The organism is Cupriavidus sp. FW305-3-2-15-C-LB2 (assembly GCF_058787575.1).
The window spans coordinates 38701-60363 of sequence record NZ_JBYSZW010000050.1 but is presented as its reverse complement, the minus strand read 5'-3'; the positions used below and the strand labels follow the sequence as shown (position 1 = coordinate 60363).

Here is a 21663-nt window from a genome sequence, read left to right as displayed (position 1 = left end):
GAGGAAGCGCGCAAGACGCAGATCATCGAGACCTCCTCGGGCGACTTCTACGGCAAGGGCTACCAGGACGTGCAGCACCGCGTGCCGAAGATCGGCAACACCGTCGACGAGCTGGGGTGGGAACCGAGGATAGGGATGGAGGCGTCGCTGCGGCGGATCTTCGAGGCGTATCGCACGCACGTGACGGAGGCAAGGACGTTGGTGAACCAGGGATGAGTTTCGACACGTGTCGCAGGCCCGAGGCACTTGCCTGACCGTGAGTGCTCCCTCTCCCGCAAGCGGGAGAGGGAGCACTCAGGCAGCGTGCCCAAGCACCAGGCACGCGCGCAGCCTCAGCCGGCCGACACCTCGATCCGCCGCGGCCTCGCTTCTTCCCTGCGCGGGATCGTAAGCTTCAGCACGCCGTCCTGCAGGTTGGCTTCGATACGCGAAGCGTCGAGATCCGGGCTGAGCGTAAATGTACGCGCATAGCGAGGCTGCCGAATCTCGGCAAGCTGCACGCGCAGGCTCGCGGGCGTCGGCACGACGGCTTCGCCTTCGATGCGCAGGCTGCTGTCGTGCACGTTGACCTCGAGGTTCTCGCGCGGCACGCCGGGCAAATCCGCCCACAGCGTGACCCCGGCGGGAGTCTCGTAGATATCGACCGCGGGCACCAGCGTCATGGCCTGGGTTTCCGCGCGGCGTTGCGCGACAGCGCCCTGGTCTCCCTGGCCGCTTGTGTTCTGGTCGCGCTGGACGACCTGGTTCGAATCGCTCATGGCTTTCTCCTCACGTTAGCTGACGGTGATCGCGCGCGGACGCGACGCTTCGCGCTTGCCTACGCTGATCGACAGGCAGCCGTTGGTATAGCGTGCCTGCACCTTGTCGGGATCAGCCGACTGCGGCAATTCGATCACGCGGCGGAAGCTGCCGAAGAAGCGCTCCTGCGCATAGGGCCGCACCTCGGCTGCGCCTTCCGGCTGCACCTGGGCACGCTCGCCGCTGATGGTCAGCAGGCCCTTGTCGATCGATACCTCGAGCTGGTCCGTCTTGATGCCGGGTGCGAATACCACGATCTCGATCGAGTCATCGGTCGTGCCGATATTCAGCGGAGGGAACCCCCCGAAACGCCCGGAGCGCAGGCTGGTTGGAAACCCGCCGAAGAGATTCGCCATCTGCCGTTGCATCCGGTCGAATTCACTGAACGGGTCGGTCCCGAAAAAGAAGTCACTCATGGTTAGATCCTCCTTCTATGCAGCGGGGAGGCGCAGGACCCTGATGTAGTGCACCTGGTCTCCTGCCAGGCCGCTGCAAACCAACGGAAAACACGCAGTGCCGCGTTGCCGCGACGACTGGGCAATCCATAATTAGTGCTGTCCCGCGCGGATTTCAAGGGGGGCGGATAGCGGGAAAATCGGACGCTGGCAGGTATCGGCCGCGTCACAGCCATCGGCCCGGGATTTCAGGCGCCAGCGCGGTCGAAGCCGGCCTTGCGCGCCAGCACGATCGCCTGCGCGCGGTTTTCCACTTCCAGCTTGGCGAAGATGCTGGTGATGTGGTTGCGCACGGTCTTCTCGCACAGGTCCAGGTGCGCGGCGATCTGGGCGTTGTCGCGGCCCTGCGCGATCAGTTCGACGATATCGCGCTCGCGCCGGGTCAGTGCACTGAAGGCGGGATCTCGCACCGGTTCCGTGGCCGGCAGGAAGGCGCGCACCTCGTCCAGCCAGCGCAGCCATGCGGGCTCGGTTTCCAGCAACAGGTGGTTGCCGCTTTCCAGCGGCACGAAGCGCGCGCCGGGAATCTCGCTGGCGATCAGGCGTCCTTCGTCGAACGGCACACGCGCATCGCGCACCGCGTGCAGCACCAGTGTCGGGCACGATACCCGCGGCAGCAGCTTCACCACGTCGATCTCATTGAAGACGCGCATGAAGCGTGCGGCATTCAGCGGCGAGGTAGAGACCCGCTCAAGCTCGTTGAACCATGCATGCTGCTCGGCCGTGCCGCCGGGGATGAACTGGGTGGTAAAGAACTGGCGGAAGGCCGGATTCTCCTGGCCCCAGCCAAGCTCTGCGAGCTTGTTCATCAGCTCGGCCTCTTCCAGCAGGCGCTGGCTCAGGTTGTCGCGCTTCAGGCGCCCGCGCGCGTAACCGCCGTGCAGCACCAGGTGGCTGACACGTTCGGGATGCGCGACCGCGTAGGCGACGGCAATCGATGCGCCCTGCGAGATACCGAGCAGCGGAAAATGGTTGACCCCGGTGGCGTCGACGATGGTCTCCAGGTCGCGCAGCCAGGCATCGAAGGACAGGTCCTCGATCTCCCGGTCAGAGAGCCCGCAGCCGCGTTCGTCATAGCGGATCAGCGTATGCGTGGCGGACAGCGCCGTGATCATGTGGCTCCACACCGGGCTGCCCACGTCGAACTCCAGGTGGCTCATCCAGTTGGCCGCCTTGACCAGCGGTGCACCGCAGCCCGTGATGGCGTACGCAAGGCGAACGCCATCACGGCTGGTGCACAGGCGGAGCTGCTGCTTGAACATCGGCATGTCGGGGCCGCGCGGCACTGGGACGGCCGGCCGGCAGCCGCGGGCCGCGGCCGCCATGCGGGCGCACCGCGTGACTTCCCTAGCTTAGGCAAAGGATGGGCGGCGCAAAAGCGCCGTCGATCGCTCAGGACAGGCATTCCCCGCTGCCGCGTGCATCGCTGCGCGCGCCGTCGCTGAAACCATCGCGGGAACTGGTTCGCGCCCCCTCGGTAAAGGTATCAAAGCGTCCCATGCGCGCGCCATCCATGTAAGGATCAGGCTTGCGCATCGCATCCCGGTTCGGATCAAAGCCACGGACCACGCACACTGACATGCTGCCGCGCGCCACCACGGGCCGCATCGCGGCCTCGGCGGCAGGACTGCGCGCGCCCTCCGTGAAGGCGTCGCGCTGCGCGTTGTGGCGCGGCGCGGCAGCGGCCAGTGCTTCGCCATAGGCACCCGCATGGGCGGCATGACTGAAGCCGGCGGCGAGTGCGGCAGTGGCAAGCAGGGTCTTGGCAAGATTCTTATGCATTGCTATCTCCAACAGGGATGCCGGCGGCATTGCCGCGACGGCACTCCTCATGCAGGCGATCGGCTACGAAACGGCACGGGCCGCACGGGATCGCCTCGACCGTGCCAGCCGTTGCCTGGCGCAAGCCGCTGCCATCCCATCATGGGGCTGCGGCGCAGCGCCTGACTCCTGTATCAGTGGTATGCGGATGCGGGGAAGCGGCCGCCGTGCCTCAGTGCAGCCATGCGAGCATCGCGAACAGCGGTGCCAGCGACGGCAGCAGCCGCGCCGGACTGTGCCCGAGTGCCGCCAGGCACGCCGACCCGCGGTCGGCGGCCAGCAGCACCGCGGCGTGCCAGGCAACCGGATCCGTTGCCTGGCGTCCGCGCAGGGAGCGCGCCAGCGACAACGCGCGTCCCAGCTCGCGCGCCGGCGTGCCGTGATCGTGATTCAGCTCACGCAGTGAGGCGAGGCACGATTCCCAGTTCGCATGTGAATGACAGAGGACGTAGAGCAGCAGGAGCGCCGGCAGCAGCGATGGCAGCCACGGCGGCAACGCCCGTTGCAGTCGACGGATGCGACGGGTACCGTCGGCATGCCGGCTGGACTGGCGAGACCACTGCTGCAACGCGCACATGGCACAGGCTCCTTCTGGAAGGGACCGCCATGAAGGCGGTCAGTGACAAGCTGAGGGTTGCATTGTGTGGCGAGGGGCGGTGCGTACGCATGAGGCCGGTGTCCCGGGTCAGCGTCAGCAATGCGCGACTTCCCGGGACAAGCGCCCCGAGGGACGGGCTGCGGGTGGCGCATGGCAGGCAGGCGGCGCAAGCCGGGCAAAAGCAAAACCCCCGGATCGCCTGGCGGCGTGTCCGGGGGTCGCTGAGGCTCGACGGGAGCGGGCGCCGGGGCCCGCGCGTTCAGATCTCGACCTTGGTGCCCAGCTCCACCACCCGGTTGGCCGGGATCTGGAAGAAGTCCGACGGCTTGGCGCCGTTCTGGTGCATCCAGGCGAACAGACTCTCGCGCCACATCGGCATGCCCGGCAGCTTGGACGGAATCACCGATTCGCGCGCGATGAAGAATGAGGTCTCCATCAGCTCGAAGTGCATGCCAAGCTTGCGGTCGGCCAGGTCCAGCACCCTCTGCACATCGGGCGTTTCCTTGAAGCCGTATTCGGACTTCAGGATAAAGACGCCGCCGCCAACGTCCTTGCAGCTCAGGCGATGGTCGTCGTCAACGTAGGGGATGTCGCGCGTGACGAAGGTCAGGAACACCACGCGCTCATGCAGCACGCGGTTGTGCTTCAGGTTATGCAGCAGCGACACCGGCACGGACTCGGTATTGCCGGTCAGGAACACCGCGGTGCCCTCAACCCGGTGCGGCGGATGCGCCAGCAGCCCGGCGATAAAGGGCTCGAGCGGGATGCCGTCTTCCAGGCTGCGCGCGCGCAGCAGCTTGCGGCCGCTGTACCAGGTCATCAGCAGGAAGAACGCGGCGCTGCCCAGCAGCAACGGGAACCAGCCGCCTTCGGCAACCTTGAGCAGGTTGGCGGCAAAGAACGACAGGTCCACCACGATGAAGGCCAGCCCGACCACGGCAACCAGCGCGGGGTTCCACTTCCAGACGCTGCGCATGCACACCGCGGCCAGGATGGTGGTGATGACCATGGTGGTGGTCACGGCGATGCCGTAGGCAGCGGCCAGGTTCTCTGACTTCTTGAACGAGATCACCACGCCGATCACCAGCACCAGCAGCAGCCAGTTGATCACCGGCAGGTAGATCTGGCCGATCTCTGCGGCCGAGGTGTAGCGCACGCGCATGCGCGGCAGGAAGCCCAGCTGGATCGCCTGGCTGGTCAGCGAAAACGCGCCGGAGATCACCGCCTGCGAGGCGATCACGGTGGCGCAGGTGGCCAGCAGCACCATCGGAATCTGCAGCGGCTCAGGCACCATCAGGTAGAACGGGTTCTCGGCACCGGCCGGGTTGTGCAGCAGCATCGCGCCCTGGCCGAAGTAGTTCAGCATCAGGCAGGGCATCACCAGCACGAACCAGCCGATGCGGATCGGGCGCGCGCCGAAGTGACCCATGTCGACGTACAGCGCCTCGGCGCCGGTCAGCACCAGGAATACCGAGCCCAGCACGATAAAGGCCTGCAGCGCGTGCTCCACCAGGAAGGTGATGGCGTAGTACGGGTTGATCGCCTTCAGGATCTCCGGCGCCTGCACCAGGTGGAAGATCCCCAGCGCCCCCAGCGCCAGGAACCAGGCGGTCATGATCGGCCCGAACAGCTTGCCCACGGTGGCAGTGCCATGGCGCTGGATCAGGAACAGCGCCGCCAGGATCACCAGCGTGATCGGTATCACGAACTGCGACAGCTGCGGCGCGGCGATCTCCAGCCCTTCCACCGCCGACAGCACCGAGATCGCCGGCGTGATGACCGCGTCGCCGTAGAACATGCAGGCGCCGAAGATGCCCAGCATCATCAGCACCCTGGCCCTGCCCGAGCGTGGCGCCACGGTGCGCAGCACCAGCGCCATCAGCGCCAGCACGCCGCCTTCGCCGTCGTTGTCGGCCCGCATCACGAAGACCACGTACTTGATCGAGACCACGATGATCATGGCCCAGAACAGCATCGAGATGACGCCCAGCACGGCCTCCGGGCTGAACATGATGCCGTGCTCCTTGCTGAAGCACTCCTTGAGGGCATACAGCGGGCTGGTGCCGATGTCGCCGAAGACGACGCCTACCGCGCCGAGCACCAGGGCGCGCGTGCTCGGGCTCTCGACAAAATAATGGCTGGTTGTGGATTGGGTCATGAAATTGGGTCTGCTCGACCAGGTCGCCGACAGGTTTGTTGGCTCTGCCGCGGCCCGGTCCCATCCAGCGCAACAGCTTGCTGCGCCCGTTTCCGGTTCTGCTTGCGGTTCTTATTGCATTGCACAAACGCGCGCAATTCTAGATGAACTGTCGACTATCGACCACTGCGGCAAACAGGGATGCCGCTTTCGTGACTTCGCAAGGATGGGAGGGAAGCGGCGGATGGTCAAGCCCTGGAAGAGCAAAACAGAGTGTCCTTGCGCCCGCAAGCGGCGTTGCGGCAGGACAACATGAGCGCCTTATGCGGCGCTTTTCATCTCAAACGCCCAGGTAGCGGTCCAGGGCTTCGGGCTTGCCGGCAAGGTCCGACGCGGGGCCGGCCATCACCACCCGGCCCTTCTCCAGCACCACGGCACGGTCGGCATGCGCCAGCACCGAGCGGAAATTGCGGTCGACCACAACCGAGGCGATGCCAGTGCCACGCACGGTGGCGATGACCTCCCAGATCTCGCGCACGATGCGCGGGGCCAGCCCTTCGGTGGCCTCGTCCAGCACCAGGCAGTCGGGATTGGTCATCAGCGCGCGGCCGATGGACAGCATCTGCTGTTCGCCGCCGGACAGCTGCTGGCCGCCATGGGACAGGCGTTCCTTGAGCCGCGGGAACAGGTCGAGCACGCGCGCCTCGTCCCAGTCGTTGCGGCCACTGCAGCCCTTGCGCGCGGCCATCAGCAGGTTTTCGCGCACCGACAGGCTGGGGAAGATGCCGCGGCCCTCCGGCACGTAGGCCACGCCCAGGCGCGCCACCTCGAACGGCTGCGCGCGCGAGACGTCGCGGCCGGCCACGCGGATCTGCCCCTGGCGCTGGCGCACATGTCCCAGCAGCGTGCGCAGCAGCGTGCTCTTGCCCATGCCGTTGCGGCCCAGCAGCCCGACCGTTTCGCCCACGCCCACGGTAAAGTCGACGTCGCGCAGCACGTGGCTTGAGCCATACCAGGCGTTGATGCCGGTGGCCTCGATCATCGGTGAATTGATCGGTGCGTTCATGCGGCCTCGCTCTCTTCCTCGCCCAGGTAGGCGACCTGGACCTCGTGGTTGGTCCGGATCGCCTCGGGGCTGCCCGTGGCAATCACGGCGCCGTTGACCATCACGGTGATGCGGTCGGCAACCGAGAACACCGCGTCCATGTCATGCTCGACCAGCAGGATGGCGTGGCCCTCGCGCAGGCCGCGCAGCAGCGCCAGCATCCGCGCCGACTCTTCCGCGCCCATGCCGGCCAGCGGCTCGTCCAGCAGCAGCGCGACCGGCTGCGTGGCCAGGCACATTGCCACCTCCAGCTGCCGCTTCTGGCCATGGGCCAGGTCGCTGGCAAGCCGGTCCGCCAGCGGCGCCAGGCCGGCCCGCTCCAGCGCCTCGTCGGCCAGCGTGGCGCTGGTGCGGCAGCCCTGGGCGCTTTCCCACAGCCGCCACGCCCGCTGCGCGCGCGATTGCGCGGCCAGCCGGCAGTTTTCGCGCACCGTCAGAGGCAGGAAGATATTGTTGCGCTGGTAGCTGCGCCCCACCCCATGGCGCGCCAGCCGCGGCTGCGACCAGCCGGTCACGTCCTCGCCCTTCAGGTACAGGCGGCCGGACGACGGCGCCAATTCGCCGGACAACATATTGATCAGCGTGGACTTGCCCGCGCCGTTGGTGCCGATCACGGCATGGATCTCATGCAGTGACAGCGACAGGTCGACGCCCGCCACGGCGGTCAGGCCGCCGAAGCGCCGGGTCAGTTGCTGCGCCTGCAGGATCGGCGTTCCTTGCGATATCATGCGGCCTCCGTATTGCGGCGTCCTTCGCTGCGGCTGTCCGCAGTGACCGCGGCCTCATCCGTGCCGGTGCCGGCATCGCCATTGCGGCGCCCGCGGCGGCCGTGCCGCAACACCGACGGCAGGCTGACCAGCCCGCGCGGCAGCAGCGCCACCGCGACGATGATGAAGCCGCCCATCAGCAGCTGCCAGTGCTTGGTCAGCGTACTGAACCACTCGGCCAGCAGCACGAACGAGAACGCGCCCAGCACCGCGCCGGCCAGGCTGCCCACGCCGCCCAGGATCACCATCAGCATGGCGTTGCCGGACTGGTGCCACGACGCGATCTCCGGATTGACGAAGCCAAACTGGATCGCATACAGAAACCCAGCCAGTCCCGCCAGCATCCCGCCCGCGACAAAGGCGCCAAGCTGGTAGCGGTAAGTGGCATAGCCCGCCGCGCGCATGCGCTGTTCGTTGTGGCGGATGCCGACCAGCGCGTGCCCGAAGCGCGAGCGCAGCACCAGCGCCAGCACCGCCACCGTCAGCACCAGCCCGAGCCATACCAGCCAGTAGAAATGCGTGGGATCGTTGACCGTCAGCAGGTGCTCGCCGGGCACCGGGAATTCCGGCCGGAAGTAGATATAGGTGCCATCGCTGCCGCCCGCGATGTTGGTGTCGTGGAAGACGAAATACACCATCTGCGCGAACGCCAGCGTCACCATGATGAAATACACGCCGCGGGTGCGCAGCACCAGCGCCCCCACCACCAGCGCCAGCAGCGCCGATGCCGTCAGCGCACCAGCCAGCAGCAGCCAGCCGTTGCCCGGGCCGGCCTGCGGCGCCAGGATTGCGGTGGCATACGCCGCCATGGCGAAGTACGCGGCATGGCCCAGGCTGACCAGCCCGGTGTAGCCGATCAGCAGCTGCAGCGACAGCGCGAAGATCGCCATGATCATCACCTTGCTGAGCAGCTCGATGTAGAACTTGTTGCTGTCCGCGGTCAGCAGCAGCGGCAGTGCCGCCAGCACCGCGAACGCCGCCAGCCAGCCCAGCCCGGTGGCCAGCGTGGCGTTGCGCGAGGAGTGCCGGCGCGCCGGCAATGTCGTCGGAGTCATGTCATCCTGCCTTGAACAGTCCCTGCGGCTTCCACAGCAGGATCACCGCCATCAGCAGGTAGATCAGCACGCCGGCCGCCTCCTGCCAGAACACCTTGCCGAAGGTATCGACGAAGCCCAGCAGCAGCGACGCCACCAGCGCGCCCTTGACCGAGCCGATGCCGCCGATCACCACCACCACGAAGCAGACGATCAGCACCTGCGCCCCCATGCCCGGATAGACCGACGACACCGGCGCGGCGATCATGCCGGCCAGCACCGCCAGCGCCACGCCCAGCGCGAACACGAAGCGGTACAGCACCGTGATGTTGATGCCCAGCGACTGCACCATCTCGCGGTTGGTGGCGCCGGCGCGGATCATCATGCCCAGCCGGGTGCGCCGGATCACGTAGTACATCGCCAGCGCCACCACCAGGCATATCGCGGAGATAAAGAGGCGGTACACCGGATAGGTCATGTCGTTGCCGATCGCCAACGCTCCGTCCAGCAGCGCAGGCACCTGCACGCCGTGCACGTCATCGCCGACCAGGATGCTGCGCAACTCCTCGAACACCAGGATCAGCCCGTAGGTCATCAGCACCTGCTGCAGGTGGTCGCGTTCATACAGGTAGCTGAAGAAGGCCCATTCCAGCACGTAGCCGAATGCCACCGCCAGCACGATGCCGAGCGGGATGGCGATAAACAGGTTGCCGGTCAGGCCGGCGAGCGTGAAGGCCAGGTAGGCGCCCAGCATGTAGAAGCTGCCGTGGGCGAGATTGATCACGCCCATGATGCCGAAGATCAGCGTCAGGCCGCTGGCCACCAGGAACAGCAGCAGGCCGTACTGGACGCTGTTCAGGCACTGGATCAGGAAGGAGACGATATCCATGCGGGGTAATGCATCAAATTACCTACAGCGCCACACATGCCGGTGGCAGGCCCCCCTCTCCCGCGCGCGGGAGAGGGGTTGGGGAGAGGGCCGGGCTTGCGGGATGCGAAGGCCTTCACTTCGTGGGGACTCCTGCCCTCTCCCCCGCCCTCTCCCGCAGGCGGGAGAGGGGAGCAAACCGACTGGCCGGGATGGCCTTACAGCCGGCAACCGCGCGCAGGATCAGCCAGCGCCTTCACCGCCACCGAGCTGACCTTGTTCTCGCGTCCGTCGACCTTGCGCAGGTAGAAGTCCTGCACCGGGTTATGCGCCTTGGACAGCGTGAAGGCGCCGCGCGGGCTGTCGATCCTGGCGGCGCCCATGGCCTTGTACAGGTCGGCCTTGCGCGTCATGTCGCCCTTCACCGCCGTGGCGCCGGCCGCCAGCAGCTGGGCGGCATCGTAGCCCTGCACTGCGTACACGTCGGGCTGCAGCTTGTAGGTCTTGGCGTAGTCCAGGCGGAAATTCTTGTCGCGCGGGTTGGTCAGGCCATCGGCGTAATGCAGCGTGGTTTCCAGGCCCTGCGCGGCAGTGCCCTGTGCTTCGAGCGTGCCGTCGGTCAGGAAGCCCGAGCCGTACAGCGGGATCTTGTCCTTGAGCCCGGCCGCCGCCCAGTCCTTGACGAACTTGACCGCGCCGCCGCCGGCAAAGAACACGAACACGGCGTCAGGCTTGAGCGACGCCACTTCGGTGATCAGCGCCTGGAACTCGACATTGGGGAACGGCAGGTTCAGTTCCTTCACCACCTTGCCGCCCTTGGCCTCGAACGCCTCCTTGAAGCCCTTCACCGACTGTTCGCCTGCGGCGTACTTCCAGGTCAGCGTCACCACCTTCTTCAGGCCGCGCTCGCCCAGCACCTGGCCCATGGCGTAACCCGGCTGCCAGTTCGAGAACGAAGTGCGGAAGATATTGGGGCCGCACAGCGGACCGGTGGCCTCGTCCACGCCGGCATTAGGAATGATCAGCAGCGTGTTGTTCTCCTTGGCCACCTTGACGATGCCCATCTGCACGCCCGAATGCACCGTGCCGACCACCACGTCGACCTGGTCGCGCTTGACCAGCTTGGTGGCGTTCTCCGGCGCCTTGGCCGGATCGGATTCATCGTCGACCTTGAAGTACTCGATGTCGCGTCCGCCGAGCTTGCCGCCCTGCTGCTGCACGTACATGCGGAAGCCGTTTTCGATGGCCGTACCCAGGGCCGCGTAGGTGCCGGTGTACGGCAGCATGAAGCCGACCTTGATCTTGCCCCCCGGCGCAGCGGGTGCGGGGGCCGCCGGCTGCGCGGACGCGCCGGCCATGGCAAAGACGGTGGCGACGGCAAGGCAGGCAGGCGCAAGCCTGCGCGAGGTGAAGCGACGCATGGTGTCTCCTGGTGGTCAAGCCGGTGGCTCGCTGGACCGTTGCCGGTCACCCCTGCCCTTGCCGTGTCCCGCGCCGGCGCATGCACCGTGAGGACCCTTCGCAACAGGCGGGAAGCCGAATTATTTTAGGTTTGAAGTATATGCGTTTATATGCCGAACCGCGGCCAACGTCAACGGATCTTTTTGGTCGCGATGTGGCGAATGTCCACATCGCGCGAGTTTAAGCAAGGTGGTCTGGGGGGCATATCGATGGATACCCTCGATCTGCGCCATGGTGCCGTATTCGTCGTCCTCGCCCTGCACCGCCAGTACCGGGCAGCGCAGCCCGGACAGCAGCGGACGCAGGTCCCACTGGCGGAATTCGGGGTCGAGCCAGATATCGTTCCAGCCCCAGAAGGCCGAATCGACGTCGTCATGATGGCGCGCCAGCCGCTGGCGCAAGTCGGTTTCCAGGTAAGCCTGGCGCGTGCCCGCGATGCTGCGCACCGACAGGTCTTCCACCACGATATGCGGCGCCAGCACGGTGATGCCGGCAACCGCCTGCGGAAAGCTGGCGGCGTGGATCAGCGCGATCGAGCCGCCGTCGCTGTGGCCCAGCAGCCAGGGCATGCCATGCGCGCGGCCGGGACCGACGTCGAGTGCGTCGAACAATGCGGGCATCGCCTCGCGTGCCTGGCGATGCATGAAGTCGGGACGCCATTTTTCCTCGTGCGGCCGCGGCGTCGAACGTCCGTAGCCATAGCGCGAGAACACCAGGCCGCGATAGTCGCCGGCTTCGCAAAATTCGCGCGGAAAATCGCGCCACATGCTGACCGAGCCCAGCCCCTCATGCAGGAACACCACCAGCGGGCGCCGCGCGCGTTCAGGCCGCAGCCACTGGTACTCGATCCGGATACGGCGGTTGTCGAAGGGAATTTCCACCAGGCTGCTTTGCATGGGCACGTTGTTGTCTTGCATCGGTTCAGAAGGAATGTCCAGAAGCTACGGGCGCTTCATTGCGCCGCCTCCCGCGCGGCCTGCTCGCGCTGGCGCAGGCGGAAGCGCTGGATCTTGCCGGTCGCGGTCTTGGGCAGTTCGGGCACGCATTCGATCTGGCGCGGGTACTTGTACGGCGCGAGGCGCGACTTGATAAAGGCCTGCAGTTCCGCCGCCATGCCGTCATGCCATTGCTGGCCGGGCCGCAGCACGACAAAGGCCTTGGGCTTGACCAGTTCGTCGGCATCGGTGACGCCGATCACCGCCGCCTCCAGCACGGCCGGGTGCTGCGCCAGCGCGGCCTCGACCTCGAACGGCGACACGTAGATGCCGCCGACCTTGAGCATGTCGTCGCTGCGGCCGGCATAGGTGTAGTAGCCATCGGCATCGCACAGGTACTTGTCGCCGCTGCGCGTCCACTCCCCGACAAAGGTATCGCGGCTCTTGTCGCGGTTGCACCAGTACATCAGCGCGGCACTGGGGCCCTTGATATAGAGGTCGCCGATCTCGCCGGGCGCGCACGGCTCGCCGCGCTCGTCCAGCAGCTTCAGCGCGTAGCCTGGCACCGGCTTGCCGGTGGTACCGTAGCGCACCTCACCCGGCCGGTTCGACAGGAAGATATGCAGCATCTCGGTGGAGCCGATGCCATCCAGGATGTCGCAGCCGAAATGCGCCAGGAAGCGTTCGCCGATATCGCGCGGCAGGGCCTCGCCGGCAGAGGTGCATACGCGCAACGCCACCTCGGCGCGCGGCGGCAGCTCAGGCGCCGCCAGCATGCCCGCAAACAGCGTGGGCACGCCGCAGAACACCGTGGGCCGCTGCTCGCGCAGCCGCCTGAACACGGCCGCCGGCGTGGGCCGTTCGGCCATCAGCACGGTGGTGGCGCCGACCGACATCGGAAAGGTCAGCGCATTGCCCAGCCCGTAGGCAAAGAACAGCTTGGCGGCCGAGAACACTACGTCGTCCTCGCGGATGCCCAGCACCTGGCGGGCATACAGGTCAGCCGTATGGAACAGGTTGCCATGCGTGTGCACGGTGCCCTTGGGCCGTCCGGTCGAGCCCGACGAATACAGCCAGAACGCCATGTCGTCCGGGCCGCTGCGCACGGCCTGCGCGGGAGAACGCGTGCGCGCCAGCATCGCGCCCACGCTGCATGCCGGCGCGCCGTCGGCATGCGGCGCCGCCTGGATCACCATCGGCGCCAGCCCGCTCTTGTCGATGGCGGCCTTCATCACCGGCAGCAGCGGCTCCGACACCACCACGGCGCGCGCGCCGCTGTGGCCAAGCATGTAGGCGTAATCGTCCGCGGTCAGCAGGGTATTGACCGCCACCGGCACCACGCCCGCCAGCAGGCAGCCGAGAAATACCGTGGGGAAATCAATGGTATCGAGCGCGCACAGCAGCAGCCGCTCTTCCTGGCGCAAGCCCGCGTCGCGCAGCGCGCCGGCAAAGCGGCGGGCACGGGCATCGAGCTCGGCGTAAGTCAGCGAGGCGGTGTCGTCGATGTAGGCTGTCCTGGCCCCGCGCCCGGCCGCGAGATTGCGCGACAGCAGGTCCTCGGCGGCGTTGTAGCAGGTGGGCAGTGCCGCCACGGCATCGGTAGCGGGTGGAACAGCCGGCGGCACGGGCGATGCTGCCGCTGGCATGCCGGCGGCGGTATTGGGGGGCGTCATTGTCTCCACTCCTTGGGGTCGCGCCGCGGGCCATGGGCGCCGCGCCAGCGTCAGTCCAGTCGCTGTTCTGCTTGCCGATGTCCGCCAACGTGCATGCCGGCATCCGCTTGTTGATGCATTTTATTTCATATCAACTATTATGCAAGCGAGGGGATGCACTATAGGACAGGCTTTATCGAAGCGACTGCCTGCCGCGCCACTTGGCTCACCAAGGCTGCTCGTATAATGCGCCCTTGCTTTTTCTGCCGGTCAACCCGAAACCACCACCATGCGCCGCGATCCCGCCCCGCTGCCCACCAACGAGACCGAAGCCGACACGCGCCCCGCCGGGGATGCGCCCGCAGCCGCCAACGCCGAGCGCGACCCCTACCTGACCCTGCTGGGCGAGCGCATCCGTTCGCTGCGGGCCTCGCGCGGCATGTCGCGCAAGGACCTAGCGCGCGGCGCCGGCGTGTCCGAGCGCTACCTGGCTAACCTGGAAACCGGCACCGGCAATGCGTCGGTGCTGCTGCTGCGCCAGGTGGCGCGCGCGCTCGACGTGCCGCTGCCGGTGGTGCTGGCCGAAGTGGACGGCCTGAACGGCGAGCAGGCCACCGAGTTTGCGCAGATGGTGCAATGGCTGGCGCAGTTGCCCGCGGGCGACCTGGCGCGCGTGCGTGAAGCCTGCCGCCATGCACTGGCCCCCGCAGAGTCCGGCGATGCGCGCCACCGCCGCATCGCGCTGATCGGCCTGCGCGGCGCCGGCAAGTCGACCCTGGGCCGCGCGCTGGCAGCGGCCAGGGACGTGCCCTTTGTCGAACTGAACACCGTGATCGAGCAGGAGGCCGGCGCCAGCCTGTCGGAAATCCATTCGCTCTACGGCCAGGCGGCCTACCGCCGCTACGAAATGCGCGCGCTGGAACGCACCCTGCGCGAGCACGACCGCCTGGTGCTGGCCACGCCGGGCAGCCTGGTCTCTGAACCCGCCACCTTCAACCTGCTGCTGTCGCAGTGCTACACCATCTGGGTGCGCACCTCGCCGGAGGAACACATGGCGCGCGTGGTGGCCCAGGGCGACATGCGGCCGATGGAAGGCAACCGCGAGGCCATGGCCGACCTGCGCCGCATCCTGCAGGCTCGCGCGCCGCTCTATGACCGCGCCGATATCTCGATCGACACCAGCGGCCAGGACGCCGCCGCCTCGCTGCAACAATTGCGCGCCCAGCTCCAGGCCGCCGGCGCGTGACTACCCCGCCGGCCGCGCGCGGGTGACAAAGACATTGCGCCAGCCGTCTCCATGCACTATATTTCATCAAAAGCCGCAAGGCACTATAGTGCACTCAGGAGACAGCCATGTCCGCGCCGGCAACCGCCCCACTGCGTCCTGACCAGTCAGCCGCCCCGTCAGACGCACCCATCACCTTCGAGCGTCATCCCGACCAGTATCGCCACTGGAAACTGAGTTTCGACGGCCCCGTCGCCACGCTGGCGATGGACGTCGACGAGGAAGGCGGACTGCGCCCCGGCTACGCGCTGAAACTCAATTCCTACGACCTTGGCGTCGATATCGAACTGCACGACGCGCTCCAGCGCATCCGCTTCGAGCACCCCGAAGTGCGCACCGTGGTGCTGACCAGCGCGCGCGACCGCATCTTCTGCTCGGGCGCCAATATCTTCATGCTGGGGCTGTCGTCGCATGCGTGGAAGGTCAACTTTTGCAAGTTCACCAACGAGACCCGCAATGCCATCGAGGATGCCAGCCGGCACTCAGGGCTGAAGTTCATTGCCGCCTGCAACGGCACCACCGCCGGCGGCGGCTATGAACTGGCGCTGGCGTGCGACGAGATCGTGCTGGTCGATGACCGCTCGTCCGCGGTAAGCCTGCCCGAGGTGCCGCTGCTGGGCGTGCTGCCCGGCACCGGCGGCCTGACCCGCGTGACCGACAAGCGCCACGTGCGCCGCGACCACGCGGATATCTTCTGCACCACCACGGAAGGCGTGCGCGGCCAGCGCGCCAAGGACTGGAAGCTGGTTGACGAAGTGGTCAAGCCGGCGCGCTTTGCCGAGCATATCGCCGAGCGCGCGGCGGCGCTGGCGGCCACCAGTGACCGGCCGCAGGGCCACCACGGCATCACGCTGACACCGCTGTCGCGCACCATCGAGCCCGACGGCTACCGCTACGAGACCGTGCGCGTGCATGTCGATGCCGCGACGCGCAAGGCCACGCTGACCGTATTCGGGCCCGACAAGCACCAGCCCGCGGATCTCGCCGGCGTGGTCGCGGCCGGCGCGCAATGGTGGCCGCTGAAGATGGCGCGCGAGCTTGACGACGCCATCCTGACGCTGCGCGCCAACCATCTGGATATCGGCATCTGGGTGCTCAAGACCGATGGCGACGCGGCCGCGGTGCTGGCGGCCGATGCCCTGCTGCAGGCGCATGCCGGCCACTGGTTCGTGCGCGAGACCATCGGCATGCTGCGCCGCACGCTGGCGCGGCTGGATGTATCGTCGCGCAGCCTGATCGCGCTGATCGAAGCCGATTCCTGCTTTGCCGGCACGCTGCTGGAACTGGCGCTCGCCGCCGACCGCAGCTATATGCTGCACCTGCCCGACGCTCCGGACGACGCGCCGCGCGTGTTTGCCTCCGCGCTCAACTTCGGCCACTACCCCATGCCCAACGGGCAAACCCGGCTGGCGGCGCGCTTCTATGGCGACGAGGCCGCGCTCACCGCGGTGCGCGAGCATATCGGCGCGCCGCTGGATGCGCTCAGCGCCGACTCGCTCGGGCTGATCACCGCCGCGCCCGACGATATCGACTGGGAGGACGAAATCCGCATCGCCCTGGAAGAACGCGCCAGCCTGTCGCCGGATGCACTGACCGGGATGGAAGCCAATTTGCGCTTCGGCGGCGCCGAGACCATGGAAACGCGCATCTTCGGCCGCCTGACCGCATGGCAGAACTGGATCTTCCAGCGCCCCAACGCCGTCGGCGAGAACGGCGCGCTGAAGGTCTTCGGCAGCGGCAACAAGGCACGCTTCGACTGGGACCGGGTGTAGCGCCCGCCCCGCGCCAGACAACAAGGAGACAGCACGTGAGCATCGACTACAGCCAGAAGATCCCCAACAACGTCAGCCTGTCCGACGACCGTGCGCTGCAGCGCGCGCTGGAACACTGGCAACCGGCGTTCCTCGACTGGTGGCGCGACATGGGGCCGGACGGCTCGCACAACTTCGATGTCTACCTGCGCACCGCGGTGTCGGTCGATCCATCGGGCTGGGCGCACTTCGACCACGTCAAGATGCCGGACTACCGCTGGGGCATCTTCCTGCAGCCGGCCGACCCCGAGCGCAGGATCCACTTCGGCGAGCACAAGGGCGAAGCCGCCTGGCAAGATGTGCCGGGCGAGCACCGCGCCAACCTGCGCCGCATCATCGTGACGCAGGGCGACACCGAGCCCGCCTCGGTCGAGCAGCAGCGCCACCTGGGCCTGACCGCGCCGAGCCTGTACGACCTGCGTAACCTGTTCCAGGTCAATGTGGAGGAAGGCCGCCACCTGTGGGCGATGGTGTACCTGCTGCACCGCTATTTCGGCCGCGACGGCCGCGAGGAAGCCGAGGCGCTGCTGGAGCGCCGCTCCGGCGACCAGGACAACCCGCGCATCCTCGGCGCCTTCAATGAGCGCACGCCGGACTGGCTGGCGTTCTTCATGTTCACCTACTTCACCGACCGCGATGGCAAGTTCCAGCTGTGCGCGCTGGCCGAATCCGGCTTCGATCCTCTGGCGCGCACCACGCGCTTCATGCTGACCGAGGAAGCGCACCACATGTTCGTGGGTGAATCGGGCGTGTCGCGCGTGCTCCAGCGCACCTGCGAGGTGATGCGCGAACGCGGCATCGAAGACCCCGCCGAAGTGCGCGCCGCCGGGGTGATCGACCTGGAGACCATCCAGCGCTACCTGAACTTCCACTACAGCGTCACCATCGACCTGTTCGGCGCCGACCAGTCGTCCAACGCCGCCACCTTCTACAGCGCCGGCCTGAAGGGCCGCTTCGAGGAAGGCAAGCGCGCCGACGACCACGTGCTCAAGAGCGATGTCTACCGCGTGCTGGAAGTGCGCGACGGGCACCTGGGCGAGCGCGAGGTGCCGATGCTCAATGCGCTCAATGAAGTGCTGCGCGACGACTACATCAAGGACAGCTTGGGCGGCGTGGCGCGCTGGAACAAGGTCATCGAAAAGGCCGGCATCGCATTCCGACTGACCGTGCCGCACAAGGCCTTCAACCGCAAGATCGGCACGCTGGCCAATGTGCATGTCTCGCCCGAGGGCCAGCTGATTTCCGAAGCGGAATGGCAGGCTAACGAACGCAAGTGGCTGGCCACCGACGAAGACCGCGCCTTTGTTGCCTCGCTGATGGGCCGCGTGGTGGAGCCCGGCAAGTACGCCAACTGGATCGCGCCTCCGGCGGTGGGCATCAACCGCCAGCCGATGGATTTCGAGTACGTGCGTTTCAACTGAACCAGAAGCACAGGACAGGCCAGGAGCCACCGGAGACACGCCATGGGCGCCCCCGACATCATCAAGCAGCACCTGATCGATCCGGAAATCTGCATCCGCTGCAATACCTGCGAGGACACCTGTCCGATCGACGCCATCACCCACGACGACCGCAACTACGTGGTCAGGGCGGACGTGTGCAACGGCTGCAACGCCTGCCTGTCGCCCTGTCCGACCGGAGCCATCGACAACTGGCGCACCATGCTGCGCGGCCAGGCCTACCCGATCGAGGCGCAACTGCTGTGGGACGAGTTGCCGGCCGAGGTGCCGCTGCCGGAACTGGCCGACCTGGGCGAGGCGCCGCAGGCAACCCTCGGCACCGGCACGGCAAGCGGCGCCGCACCCGACGCCGCCATCCAGTCCGTGGAAACCAGCCGCCACACCTCGCCGCGTGCGCCGTGGTCGGCGGCCCATCCCTATGTGAACCTGCATGGCGTGCGCGCGCCGGTCACGGCGACCGTGGCCGGCAACTACCGGCTGACCGCAGAAGACGCATCCAGCGACATCCACCATATCGTGCTGGATTTCGGCACGCACTTCTTCCCGATCCTGGAAGGCCAGTCGATCGGCATCGTGCCGCCCGGCACGGATGCGTCGGGCAAGCCGCACTACATTCGCATGTACTCGGTGGCCAGCCCGCGCGACGGCGAGCGCCCGGGCTACAACAACCTGGCGCTGACCGTCAAACGGGTCGACCAGGACCACGATGGCAAGCCGGTGCGGGGCGTCGCGTCCAACTACCTGTGCGACCTGGCCAAGGGCGACAGCGTACACGTGGTGGGCCCGTTCGGATCGACCTTCCTGATGCCCAACCATGCCGAGGCCAGCATCATGATGATCTGCACCGGCACGGGCTCAGCCCCGATGCGCGCCATGACCGAGCGCATGCGCCGCAACATGGCGCACTTCGGCGGGCGCCGGCAGCTGTTCTTCGGTGCGCGCAACGCCAACGAACTGCCCTACTTCGGCCCACTGCTGAAGCTGCCCAAGGATTTCCTCGACATCCATTTCGCCTTCTCGCGCGATCCCGCCGCGCCGCGCCGCTACGTGCAGGACGCGATCCGCGAAGCGGCTGACAGCGTCGCCGCGCTGCTGGCCGATCCCAACGGCCATGTCTATATCTGCGGACTGAAGGGCATGGAGGCAGGCGTGCTCGAGGCATTCGAAGCGGTGTGCGCCGGCTCCGGGCACGCGTGGCCCGAGATCGAGGCCGCAATGAAGGCGGAGGGCCGGCTTCATATCGAGACCTACTGACGCCGCCGTAGTTTGCTGGTTTTTCAGCAATCGCTTCCCTTCTGAAAGGCATCGCCTATAATATTTCTGAAGAAACAGGAGTGATGGCGATGCAATCCAGGCGGATTCCGGAAACCGATCCCGCCGGCGGCCCCGACCCCGGCACCACGCTGACCAAGGCGGTGATGCGCGCCGCCGGCTTCCTCGGCATCAGCCAGGCCGTGGTGGCAAGCGTGCTGGGCATCAGCACGGCATCGGTATCGCGCATGGCATCTGGCGGCTATGTGCTCGATGCGCACCGCAAGGAGTGGGAATTCGGCGTGCTGTTCGTGCGCCTGTTCCGATCGCTCGATGCCATCCTGGGCCACGGCGACCAGGCCCGGCTATGGCTGACCAATGAAAACCTGGCGCTGGGCGGCAAGCCCCTTGAAATGATCCGCACAACGGAAGGTCTGGTCCGTGTCGTTCACTACCTGGACGCCACCCGCGGTCGCATCTGAGCGCAGGCAGTTCGCGCTCACGCTGTGGCGGGCGGTGGAGGCCCAGCACGTCGTATCCACCATGCCGCTGGTCGACAGCCTGGAAGAACAGGCTGTGCTGGAAGCCGTGCTCGACGCCGGCAAACCCGCAGTGCCCGCCGAGGCACGCCATCTGCACTACCTGCTGTTCACCCCGTTCCGCTATCCGCCCTCGCCCTGGGGCTCGCGCTTTCGCGCCAGCCAGGATCCGGGCGTGTTCTACGGCGCCAACGAGATCCGCACCGCCTGCGCCGAACTCGGCTACTGGCGCTGGCGCTTCCTCAACGACAGCCCCGCGCTGCCGCGCATCGACGCCCGCGCGCAGACGTTGTTCGAAGTGCGCGTCGATACCTGGGGCGTGGCACTGGACACACCGCCGTTCGACCAGGACCATGCCATCTGGACCGATCCCGACCACCACGAGCCCTGCCAGGCCTTCGGCCGCATCGCGCGCGAGGCCGGCCTAGGCATGATCCGTTACACCTCCGTGCGCGATCCCCGGCATGGCCCCTGCGGCGCGGTGCTGACCCCGCACGCGTTCTCCCACCCGGCGCCGCTGGCCACCACCACCTGGATGCTGACGGTGCGCCGCGACCGCGTGATCTGGCAGCGCGACGACCTGCAGCAACGCGACAGCTTCGAGTTCGAGGCCGCGCTGTGGCAGCGCACAACCGATAGCACTGGCACGGGCTGAACCTCTGCCCCGTGCCGGCGATCTAATCGTTATGGCAGGCGGCGATGCGCACCACTGGAAGGTATTTTTAAACAGGTGTTGCATTGCGCAACCAGATGCCATATAATTTTTTCTTCGACGGACGCGGGGTGGAGCAGTTGGCAGCTCGTCGGGCTCATAACCCGAAGGTCGCAGGTTCAAGTCCTGCCCCCGCAACCAACCGCATGATGCGTATCATGCGGCACCGTCAAAGCAGATAAACCCGCCTCTGGCGGGTTTTTTGTTTTCTGCTGCTCCGGCACTGGCACCCCGATGCTGCCCTCCGTGCAGCACCAGACTGCGTTGACCGATGGTGCCCCACCGCCCCAATCATGCCTGCCGGCCCCCTCTGCGAGGGTGATACACTTTCGCCATTCCTCCCGGACGCCCCTCATGAAATTCTGCTCGAACTGTGGTCATGCGGTCGTGTTGCGCGTGCCTGACGGCGACAACCGCCCGCGCAGTGTTTGCGACAACTGCGGCACCATCCACTACGTCAATCCACGCAACGTCGTTGGCACGATTCCGGTGTGGGAAGACAAGATCCTGCTGTGCAAGCGCGCCATCGAGCCGCGCTACGGTTTCTGGACCCTGCCTGCGGGCTTCATGGAGATTGGCGAAACCACCGCGCAGGCTGCCTCGCGCGAGACACTGGAAGAAGCCGGCGCGCGCGTGCAGGTCGGAGAACTGTTCTCGATCCTGAACGTGCCGCATGTGCACCAGGTGCATCTTTTCTACCTGGCCACGCTGGACGACCTGGATATCGCCCCCGGCGAGGAAAGCCTGGAGGTCAAGCTGGTCGAAGAGGCCGATGTGCCCTGGGATGAACTGGCGTTCCCCACCGTGATCCACACCCTGCGCTGCTTCTTTGCCGACCGCGCCGCCGGCCGGCTGCAGGACGGCAGCTTCCGGCTGCACAGCCTGGATATCGACAAGCCCATGCGCCCGCTGACCAGCCGGGCCACGGTCACGCCCTGAGCGGCGCGGCCGCCGCGCATCGCCCTACGGCGCAG

General features: G+C 66.9%; 20 protein-coding genes, 1 tRNA gene and 1 pseudogene. 9 read left to right on the top strand and 13 right to left on the bottom strand.

The genetic code is table 11. The features are described from left to right. A pseudogene (locus AC3WRR_RS28275) lies at positions 1–216 on the top strand (bifunctional UDP-4-keto-pentose/UDP-xylose synthase); the annotation flags it as partial. Positions 217–332: 116 nt separating this feature from the next. On the opposite strand, the gene AC3WRR_RS28270 reads toward AC3WRR_RS28275, so the two are convergent. The 13 genes from AC3WRR_RS28270 to AC3WRR_RS28210 form a co-directional block, all read right to left on the bottom strand. Continuing rightward, the gene (locus AC3WRR_RS28270; protein ID WP_011615076.1) at positions 333–758 is read right to left on the bottom strand and encodes an Hsp20/alpha crystallin family protein; all 426 of its coding nucleotides are present in this window, start codon (positions 756–758) and stop codon (positions 333–335) included. A gap of 15 nt (positions 759–773) precedes the next feature. Continuing rightward, entirely contained in the window at positions 774–1214 is a 441-nt protein-coding gene (locus AC3WRR_RS28265) for an Hsp20/alpha crystallin family protein (protein ID WP_011615075.1), read from the bottom strand. 227 nt (positions 1215–1441) lie between these two features. Beyond that, positions 1442–2578 carry an alpha/beta fold hydrolase gene (locus tag AC3WRR_RS28260; RefSeq protein ID WP_011615074.1) on the bottom strand — a complete coding sequence of 379 codons (1137 nt, stop codon included), beginning with the start codon at positions 2576–2578 and terminating at the stop codon, positions 1442–1444. A gap of 67 nt (positions 2579–2645) precedes the next feature. Then, entirely contained in the window at positions 2646–3035 is a 390-nt protein-coding gene (locus AC3WRR_RS28255) for a hypothetical protein (RefSeq protein WP_058698896.1), read from the bottom strand. Between the two features lie 211 nt (positions 3036–3246). Further along, the gene (locus AC3WRR_RS28250) at positions 3247–3651 is read right to left on the bottom strand and encodes a hypothetical protein (RefSeq protein WP_011615072.1); all 405 of its coding nucleotides are present in this window, start codon (positions 3649–3651) and stop codon (positions 3247–3249) included. A gap of 280 nt (positions 3652–3931) precedes the next feature. Continuing rightward, entirely contained in the window at positions 3932–5830 is a 1899-nt protein-coding gene (locus tag AC3WRR_RS28245; RefSeq protein ID WP_058698894.1) for a potassium transporter Kup, read from the bottom strand. Positions 5831–6149: 319 nt separating this feature from the next. Next, positions 6150–6875 (bottom strand): ABC transporter ATP-binding protein, encoded by a 726-nt coding sequence (locus AC3WRR_RS28240; protein WP_011615070.1) that lies wholly within the window; start codon positions 6873–6875, stop codon positions 6150–6152. After that, positions 6872–7642 carry an ABC transporter ATP-binding protein gene (locus tag AC3WRR_RS28235; protein WP_058698893.1) on the bottom strand — a complete coding sequence of 257 codons (771 nt, stop codon included), beginning with the start codon at positions 7640–7642 and terminating at the stop codon, positions 6872–6874. The genes AC3WRR_RS28240 and AC3WRR_RS28235 overlap by 4 nt, the downstream gene beginning before the upstream one ends. Then, positions 7639–8736: a branched-chain amino acid ABC transporter permease gene (locus AC3WRR_RS28230; RefSeq protein WP_011615068.1), complete on the bottom strand. Its 1098-nt coding sequence runs from the start codon at positions 8734–8736 to the stop codon at positions 7639–7641. The genes AC3WRR_RS28235 and AC3WRR_RS28230 overlap by 4 nt, the downstream gene beginning before the upstream one ends. Position 8737: 1 nt before the next feature. Beyond that, positions 8738–9604: a branched-chain amino acid ABC transporter permease gene (locus AC3WRR_RS28225; RefSeq protein WP_018310382.1), complete on the bottom strand. Its 867-nt coding sequence runs from the start codon at positions 9602–9604 to the stop codon at positions 8738–8740. A 197-nt stretch (positions 9605–9801) separates the two neighbouring features. Next, positions 9802–11004: an ABC transporter substrate-binding protein gene (locus AC3WRR_RS28220; RefSeq protein ID WP_011615066.1), complete on the bottom strand. Its 1203-nt coding sequence runs from the start codon at positions 11002–11004 to the stop codon at positions 9802–9804. Positions 11005–11124: 120 nt separating this feature from the next. Next, entirely contained in the window at positions 11125–11961 is an 837-nt protein-coding gene (locus tag AC3WRR_RS28215; protein ID WP_058698891.1) for an alpha/beta fold hydrolase, read from the bottom strand. Positions 11962–11996: 35 nt separating this feature from the next. After that, on the bottom strand, positions 11997–13652 hold the full coding sequence (locus AC3WRR_RS28210) for a benzoate-CoA ligase family protein (protein WP_011615064.1): 1656 nt from the start codon (positions 13650–13652) through the stop codon (positions 11997–11999). Between the two features lie 268 nt (positions 13653–13920). Between AC3WRR_RS28210 and AC3WRR_RS28205 the strand changes: the two genes are divergently transcribed. From AC3WRR_RS28205 to AC3WRR_RS28170, 8 genes are all read left to right on the top strand, one after another. Next, positions 13921–14877, top strand: coding sequence for a helix-turn-helix transcriptional regulator (locus AC3WRR_RS28205; RefSeq protein WP_492298710.1), 957 nt, complete (start codon positions 13921–13923; stop codon positions 14875–14877). Between the two features lie 107 nt (positions 14878–14984). Further along, complete coding sequence (gene boxC, locus AC3WRR_RS28200; RefSeq protein ID WP_492298708.1) at positions 14985–16688, top strand: 2,3-epoxybenzoyl-CoA dihydrolase; 1704 nt, start codon at positions 14985–14987, stop codon at positions 16686–16688. Positions 16689–16723: 35 nt separating this feature from the next. Further along, the gene (gene boxB / locus AC3WRR_RS28195) at positions 16724–18148 is read left to right on the top strand and encodes a benzoyl-CoA 2,3-epoxidase subunit BoxB (protein WP_492298706.1); all 1425 of its coding nucleotides are present in this window, start codon (positions 16724–16726) and stop codon (positions 18146–18148) included. Between the two features lie 42 nt (positions 18149–18190). Continuing rightward, positions 18191–19441, top strand: a complete 1251-nt coding sequence (boxA, locus tag AC3WRR_RS28190) for a benzoyl-CoA 2,3-epoxidase subunit BoxA (RefSeq protein WP_011615060.1) — start codon at positions 18191–18193, stop codon at positions 19439–19441. Positions 19442–19530: 89 nt separating this feature from the next. Next, entirely contained in the window at positions 19531–19920 is a 390-nt protein-coding gene (locus tag AC3WRR_RS28185) for an MbcA/ParS/Xre antitoxin family protein (RefSeq protein WP_035815700.1), read from the top strand. Next, positions 19880–20632, top strand: coding sequence for an RES family NAD+ phosphorylase (locus AC3WRR_RS28180; protein ID WP_011615058.1), 753 nt, complete (start codon positions 19880–19882; stop codon positions 20630–20632). Before AC3WRR_RS28185 ends, AC3WRR_RS28180 begins: the two co-directional genes overlap by 41 nt. 122 nt (positions 20633–20754) lie before the next feature. Further along, positions 20755–20830: transfer RNA gene (locus AC3WRR_RS28175), tRNA-Met, on the top strand. Between the two features lie 213 nt (positions 20831–21043). Next, positions 21044–21628: an NUDIX hydrolase gene (locus AC3WRR_RS28170; protein ID WP_011615057.1), complete on the top strand. Its 585-nt coding sequence runs from the start codon at positions 21044–21046 to the stop codon at positions 21626–21628. The last annotated feature ends 35 nt before the right edge of the window (positions 21629–21663 follow it).

What these genes read in the sequence shown, in the direction of transcription:
- AC3WRR_RS28260 (WP_011615074.1), bottom strand. Translation starts at nt 2,578, where the DNA reads ATGGCGGCCGCGGCCCGCGGCTGCCGGCCGGCCGTCCCAGTGCCGCGC.
- AC3WRR_RS28235 (WP_058698893.1), bottom strand. Translation starts at nt 7,642, where the DNA reads ATGATATCGCAAGGAACGCCGATCCTGCAGGCGCAGCAACTGACCCGG.
- AC3WRR_RS28170 (WP_011615057.1), top strand. Translation starts at nt 21,044, where the DNA reads ATGAAATTCTGCTCGAACTGTGGTCATGCGGTCGTGTTGCGCGTGCCT.
- AC3WRR_RS28250 (WP_011615072.1), bottom strand. Translation starts at nt 3,651, where the DNA reads ATGTGCGCGTTGCAGCAGTGGTCTCGCCAGTCCAGCCGGCATGCCGAC.
- AC3WRR_RS28215 (WP_058698891.1), bottom strand. Translation starts at nt 11,961, where the DNA reads ATGCAAGACAACAACGTGCCCATGCAAAGCAGCCTGGTGGAAATTCCC.
- AC3WRR_RS28185 (WP_035815700.1), top strand. Translation starts at nt 19,531, where the DNA reads ATGCAATCCAGGCGGATTCCGGAAACCGATCCCGCCGGCGGCCCCGAC.
- AC3WRR_RS28220 (WP_011615066.1), bottom strand. Translation starts at nt 11,004, where the DNA reads ATGCGTCGCTTCACCTCGCGCAGGCTTGCGCCTGCCTGCCTTGCCGTC.
- AC3WRR_RS28230 (WP_011615068.1), bottom strand. Translation starts at nt 8,736, where the DNA reads ATGACTCCGACGACATTGCCGGCGCGCCGGCACTCCTCGCGCAACGCC.
- AC3WRR_RS28245 (WP_058698894.1), bottom strand. Translation starts at nt 5,830, where the DNA reads ATGACCCAATCCACAACCAGCCATTATTTTGTCGAGAGCCCGAGCACG.
- AC3WRR_RS28210 (WP_011615064.1), bottom strand. Translation starts at nt 13,652, where the DNA reads ATGACGCCCCCCAATACCGCCGCCGGCATGCCAGCGGCAGCATCGCCC.
- AC3WRR_RS28255 (WP_058698896.1), bottom strand. Translation starts at nt 3,035, where the DNA reads ATGCATAAGAATCTTGCCAAGACCCTGCTTGCCACTGCCGCACTCGCC.
- AC3WRR_RS28270 (WP_011615076.1), bottom strand. Translation starts at nt 758, where the DNA reads ATGAGCGATTCGAACCAGGTCGTCCAGCGCGACCAGAACACAAGCGGC.
- boxC (WP_492298708.1), top strand. Translation starts at nt 14,985, where the DNA reads ATGTCCGCGCCGGCAACCGCCCCACTGCGTCCTGACCAGTCAGCCGCC.
- AC3WRR_RS28240 (WP_011615070.1), bottom strand. Translation starts at nt 6,875, where the DNA reads ATGAACGCACCGATCAATTCACCGATGATCGAGGCCACCGGCATCAAC.
- AC3WRR_RS28265 (WP_011615075.1), bottom strand. Translation starts at nt 1,214, where the DNA reads ATGAGTGACTTCTTTTTCGGGACCGACCCGTTCAGTGAATTCGACCGG.
- boxA (WP_011615060.1), top strand. Translation starts at nt 18,191, where the DNA reads ATGGGCGCCCCCGACATCATCAAGCAGCACCTGATCGATCCGGAAATC.
- AC3WRR_RS28225 (WP_018310382.1), bottom strand. Translation starts at nt 9,604, where the DNA reads ATGGATATCGTCTCCTTCCTGATCCAGTGCCTGAACAGCGTCCAGTAC.
- AC3WRR_RS28205 (WP_492298710.1), top strand. Translation starts at nt 13,921, where the DNA reads ATGCGCCGCGATCCCGCCCCGCTGCCCACCAACGAGACCGAAGCCGAC.